Here is a 2721-nt window from a genome sequence, read left to right as displayed (position 1 = left end):
CACGTCCGGGCCCACGCTTTCACCCGCGTCCGGGCCGGCGCGGCCTCTCCCGTGTCCGGTCCCGGCGCGGCCTTTCAGTCGGATCCGGTCCCGGCGCGCGGCGCCGGTCGACGGGAAAAGCTAAAACCCGGTTCCCGCCACCGGAGGTCGATGGCGGGAACCGGGCTGTCCCCCAGCAAGGTCAGAGGTCGGGCGACGGGGTGTAGACGTCGCAGCGGCGTCCACTCTCGGCCGTGGCCACGGTCGGGCCGACGCAGAGCCGCAGCGGCGGCTTCGCGCCACCGAACAGATACGACGATCGGGCCTGGAAGTCGGTCGCTCCCGGACCGCACAGGTGCGTCAGCGTGGGCCAGATAATCTCGTCGGCGGGGCCGTTGGCGGCGAGTTGGACGACGGCGCATCCGTTGCGACCGTTCGTCGTGAGCGTGCCACGGACCGCCACCGGCGGCACCGGCCGCTCCGGAATGCTCATCACGAGTTCATACGACCCGGTCGCGGCGGCACGCCCGACGGCCAACTGGAAGTCGGAGTCACCTACGGCCCCGGCCGGCGACGCGCCCGCGGCCCCTACGATTGCCGCCGCGGCGCCGATGGTGAGGGCGCGAATGGCGATAGACGTCATCGTCTGCTCCTGAAATGGTCCGATCCTTCGATGGCTCAGCGCACGAGGAGGGTGTAGTTGGGCGCAACGCCGGTGCGGCACCGGAACGACATCCACACCCGGTGTTCGACCCCGTCGGCTCCCACTTGCTCGCACTCGGCCCGCGGATTGGAAACCTGGTTGTAGATCGCGGTGTACACCTGCTTCTCGGTCGCATACCGCTCCGTCCGCGGGACGAAGGTAATGATCAGATCGTCACCGGCGAAGCCGGAACGAACCCGCGTAGCGCTCCACAGGCCAGCCGCCTGCCCCTCGGCCCCAATCACGGCGGCGCGGCCGAAGCCGTAGGTGCCCAGCAGGTCGGTGGTCTCACCCGGCGCGCTCTGAGCGGCGCCAGGTGCGAGCAGGTCGGTGATCTCACCCGGCGCGGCCTGAGCGGCGCTGGGCGCGAGCAGGACGGCGGCGGTCGCGACCAGAACGGCGCTTCGCATTTTCTCGGCATCCTTCGAAAATTGGCCACGAGGGTCTCCCGCAGCACGGCTATTGGACCTCGGGAGGATTTCTCCCGGGCAGCGGAAATGACGCTACTGGGCGATTGCGGCACTCGATGAAAGCAAGCTCGCACCAAGTGAAGAAGAAGCTGTTAAACCCTTAACGAATGTTCAGCCATCTGGTGGCGAGGGTCGCGAAATCGACTATTCGCGATACATAAGGCCACGTCAACGGCCCGAGCATCGATATGACCGGCGCAGACAGCAAACAGGTGCGGGGCGGAGGGTGCACGGACACGCAGTCTGCGCAGGACAGCCGACGCGCGGACAGCGCGGGCAAGCGTGACCAACACGAGCAGCACGGCACGGGCCACGCGGCACACCGGCAGAGCGGCACACCGGCAGCACGGCACCGGCAACTCGGCGCACGGGCACAGACAACACGCGCAGAAGGCAGTGAGCGGTGGCAGCGGACAAGGGCAGCGGCAGCACGCAAGGGGGCAGGGGCGCGGGGAGCGGCAGCGGCAACGGGCAGCGGCAGCGGCAACGGGCAGCGGCAGGGACAACGGGCAGCGGGCAGCGGGCAGCGGGCAGCGGGTAACGAGGGCAGCCGGGCAACGAGGGGCACAGCAGCGAAGAGAGATGCCGGGAGGGCGCAGTCGGCGGCGCTAAGCGCAACCGCGGCTCGCCACCCACCGGGGGCGGCGGGCGCCCCGATGCATCATGCAGACCAACCGCAAAGCCCTCTACTACCGGACCGATGAGCCAACCCTGAATGCAGCGAGGGGTTCTCGGCAACGCCCGCCGAGAACCCCCGCCACGGTCACCGGCAGATCTGAGCCGTCTTGATGGTCGTGGTCAGCGCCGGGGCGCCGTCCACTGGTGCCGGGTCTTCCGGGGTCGGGGCCACTCCCCCGGCCGCCACCCGGTCGACCGTCTCCAGTCCGGCCTGCTCCATAGCGCCGAAGATCGTGTAGTTCGGCCGCAGGGCGGAGTCCGCGTAGACCAGGAAGAACTGGCTGCCGTTGGTGTCCGGGCCGGCGTTGGCCATGGCCAGCACGCCGCGGGCGTAGACGCGGCGTTCGCCGGTCGGGTCGGTCGGGGCCGGCGGCAGGTCGGTGGGCAACTCATCCTTGTAGCGGTAGCCGGGGCCACCCGACCCTGTTCCGCTCGGGTCGCCGCACTGCAACACCTTGAGCGTCGGGTACGCCGTCAGCCGGTGACAGATCGTCCGGTGGTAGAACCGGTGCCGGACCAGATGCAGGAAGCTCTGCACCGTGCACGGCGCCTCGGCGCGGTCGAGCACCAGCGGGATCGGTCCCAGGTTGGTCTGCAGCAGCACCTCGACGGTGCCACGGCTCGGCGTGCGCCGGGGGTCGGGTGGCAGCGGCACGGGCCGGGACGCGGGCTCGTCGGGCGTCGGCGTGTAAGCGCAGGGACCGTCGGTGGGTTCCGTCGGATCCGCACTCCCGGCCCTGATCGGCGCGGCACCGGAGACGCCGCCCACGGCGACTGGTGCCGCACCAGAGACACCGCCCACGGCGACTGGTGCCGCACCAGAGACACCGCCCACGGCGACTGGTGCCGCACCAGAGACACCGCCCACGGCGACTGGTGTCGCACCAGAGT

The 2721-nt window shown here is 70.2% G+C and carries 3 protein-coding genes; all 3 read right to left on the bottom strand.

Annotated features, from left to right (window positions below):
* Positions 1–181: 181 nt before the first annotated feature.
* The 3 genes from AB0M36_RS32250 to AB0M36_RS32240 all read right to left on the bottom strand — a co-directional run bounded on the left by AB0M36_RS32250 (position 182) and on the right by AB0M36_RS32240 (position 2572).
* A complete protein-coding gene (locus AB0M36_RS32250) occupies positions 182–622 on the bottom strand; it encodes a hypothetical protein (protein WP_364165334.1) in 441 nt (146 codons plus the stop codon).
* A gap of 35 nt (positions 623–657) precedes the next feature.
* The gene (locus AB0M36_RS32245) at positions 658–1092 is read right to left on the bottom strand and encodes a hypothetical protein (RefSeq protein WP_364165331.1); all 435 of its coding nucleotides are present in this window, start codon (positions 1090–1092) and stop codon (positions 658–660) included.
* Between the two features lie 823 nt (positions 1093–1915).
* A complete protein-coding gene (locus AB0M36_RS32240; protein WP_364165601.1) occupies positions 1916–2572 on the bottom strand; it encodes a peptidylprolyl isomerase in 657 nt (218 codons plus the stop codon).
* Positions 2573–2721: the final 149 nt, after the last annotated feature.

The sequence above is a fragment of the Actinoplanes sp. NPDC051346 genome (assembly GCF_040682215.1).
GTDB lineage: Bacteria > Actinomycetota > Actinomycetes > Mycobacteriales > Micromonosporaceae > Actinoplanes.
Note: the sequence above shows the minus strand (reverse complement) of the source record. Positions and strands in the feature narration are given on the sequence as shown.

What these genes read in the sequence shown, in the direction of transcription:
- AB0M36_RS32250 (WP_364165334.1), bottom strand. Translation starts at nt 622, where the DNA reads ATGACGTCTATCGCCATTCGCGCCCTCACCATCGGCGCCGCGGCGGCA.
- AB0M36_RS32245 (WP_364165331.1), bottom strand. Translation starts at nt 1,092, where the DNA reads ATGCGAAGCGCCGTTCTGGTCGCGACCGCCGCCGTCCTGCTCGCGCCC.